The 2,316-nt window shown below is 60.4% G+C and carries 3 protein-coding genes; all 3 read right to left on the bottom strand.

Annotated elements, in window-relative coordinates:
- Positions 1-678, bottom strand: a 678-nt coding sequence (locus VB780_RS14190) for a serine hydrolase domain-containing protein (RefSeq protein WP_323351814.1), incomplete at its 3' end; no start/stop codon positions are given.
- A gap of 87 nt (positions 679-765) precedes the next feature.
- On the bottom strand, positions 766-1,830 hold the full coding sequence (locus tag VB780_RS14185) for a helix-turn-helix domain-containing protein (protein ID WP_323351813.1): 1,065 nt from the start codon (positions 1,828-1,830) through the stop codon (positions 766-768).
- Between the two features lie 170 nt (positions 1,831-2,000).
- Positions 2,001-2,291 carry a hypothetical protein gene (locus tag VB780_RS14180; RefSeq protein ID WP_323351812.1) on the bottom strand — a complete coding sequence of 97 codons (291 nt, stop codon included), beginning with the start codon at positions 2,289-2,291 and terminating at the stop codon, positions 2,001-2,003.
- Positions 2,292-2,316: the final 25 nt, after the last annotated feature.

The following is a 2,316-nucleotide window of genomic DNA, read 5'->3' as shown; positions in this document are numbered from 1 at the left end:
CATGGTCAGGCTATCCACAAAAACCGTGTCATCCATACCCAGCGGCGTGAAAATCAGCTCCCGGCTATAGTCAGACAGGCTTAGTCCGGTGATCCGCTCAACGATCTCGGCCAGCAAGAGAAAGCCTGAATTGCTGTACGAGAACGATTCACCGGGCGGAGCATTCATGGCCTGCTGGCGCAGGATCAGGTCAAGCGCGTGGGCATTGGTGACGACATCTTCCTGTCTGAAACCGCTGGCGCCAATCAGGCTCGTCCATTCGCGAATGCCGTGCGTGTGCGCCAGCAAATCCCGAACGGTCACATCGCGATAAATCCCGGCTTCGGGGATATAGGCGGCGAGCGAGGCATCGAGATCGACCAAACCTTCGCTGGACAGGCGAACAATCGCGTAGGCAGTGAACTGCTTGGATATGGACGCGGCGTGAAAGCGGGTATCCGCGGTGATCGGCACCGCGTGCTCCAGATCCGCGTATCCAATCATGTCAGTTATGACCGGCTCACCGCGGTGAGCTACCTGAATGATCGCGCCAGGGCCTGCCTCCTCGCCCGTCCAAGGTTCCAAAGCCTGCCTTATCGCTTCGCGCGCCGCACCTTCATCAAAAGCGGGCATGGCGAGCGCCGGCGCTGCGCCAAGCACACCGATAACAAGAGACACGATTACGGATTTCAGTTTCATGGGGTCCTCCAGACTTCAGTCGGCCAAGCTGTTAGCCCTGTGTAAGACCCGGCGTCGTCCGACTTCGCGAAGTCGGACGCGCGTTTGTCAGTCTGGATTTTGTGACGACCTGAACGCGCTCGGTGTCTGGCCGGCATGCTTTTTAAAGGCCGTGTTGAAAGAGGATTTGCTGTTGAACCCTGACGCATAGGCAATGTCGATCAGGGTCTTGAGACGCGCACCATCCTCACGGATCAACTGCATAGCATGAGCGATCCGCGCCGCATTGATGAAGTCGAAAAAATGCTGGCCCAGATGATGGTTGAGCACGTGCGACAAATCACGCTCCCCCGCACCCAGCCGGCGCGCCAACGCCTTGAGTGTCAATTCCGGTTCCAGATAGGGACGGTGCGTGGCCAGATACTGACGCAGTCTTTTCGCCAGAATCTCCTGCGCATCGGGGCGAAGCGTGGACCTTGGAGGCGCGGCATCCTCCGGATCCAGCGCCTGAAACAAGTCGGGCCTTAGCAGCGCGGTCAATGTCAGCCCGCACAGAATTCCAAGCGCCAGAAGGCCGTTGGCCAGTTGCAGGGCAGACCAGGACACCGGCCAAGCCTGCCACACCGCAATCAATCGAACCAGCACCAGCGCGTGGGCTGCGAATGACACCGCGATGACCGACCAGAGCCATCGCAGCTGCATGCTCTGGCTGGCGGACCGGCTTTGCTTCAAGGCCCTTTGAAACCGGACAAGTGCCAGAGCGCTCAAGGCGAGATACCCGTAGAACTGGACCTGCAGCGCCACTTCAGCCCAGAAGGGAAACCATCCGCCAGTGCGCAGGATCATGTCCATCATGACTACGGCCCACACGGCCAGTGCGACGGCGAAATGGGGTTTGAGCTGACGCCCGGGCAGACACACCGTGACGATATAGGCGTAAAAGAAGGGCATTTGAAAAAAAGCGAGCGGAACACGGTAGGCCAGCCCATCGGCAACCGAAACGGGCAAGATGAGGCCAACCAGACCCACCAGGTCGATGCCGGTCAGGATCAGGAATCCGGCCAGATACCGGTTCGACCGCGTCAGCCGCCCGCTTGAGCCGAGAAGAAAAACGGCCAGCAGCAGGCACATCAGCGCGCTCATCGCGCCGGTACTCACCAGAAATTCAGTCATTGCCCAGCCACGCCGCTTTTGAAGGCGCCAGTGATACGTGCAGCGGCGCAATATTCAATCGGCTTGCCCACGCCCGAATAACCGCCGCGCGCCGAGGCGATGGCGCAACGCGCCGCCGCCTCCTATGTTGCCGTTTGCCACCGCCGCTGGAGTCGACCCGAGCCGCCATGTCAGACGTCCTCGCCATCTTGCCCGCCATAACGCTTCTGGGCGTCGGACTCGTCTGCATCATTGCGGCGCGGCTTCTGAAAACCTCGCCCATCGTCACCTTCATCGCGGCCGGTCTCCTGATCGGGCCGTTCGGGCTGGGCCTGATTGGCGAGAAACAGCCCTTGCTCGGTCATCAGGTCGTAGTCGAGGGGCAGCACGTAGGGGGTCAAAGCCTGGGGGCGGGCCGGCAGGGTAGTGCCGAGCAATCCACAGAGGGTGAGCAGGGGCAGGAGAGAGAGGCGTTTTAGCACGGCAAACTTCGCAGGTTAGGTAGCA

It is taken from the genome of Leptolyngbya sp. CCNP1308 (genome assembly GCF_034932455.1).
Classification (GTDB): domain Bacteria; phylum Cyanobacteriota; class Cyanobacteriia; order Phormidesmidales; family Phormidesmidaceae; genus Nodosilinea.
This window is presented reverse-complemented; position numbering and strand designations above follow the sequence as displayed.

Excerpts from the sequence above, each read along its gene's own strand:
- VB780_RS14185 (WP_323351813.1), bottom strand. The coding sequence starts at position 1,830 with ATGACTGAATTTCTGGTGAGTACCGGCGCGATGAGCGCGCTGATGTGC.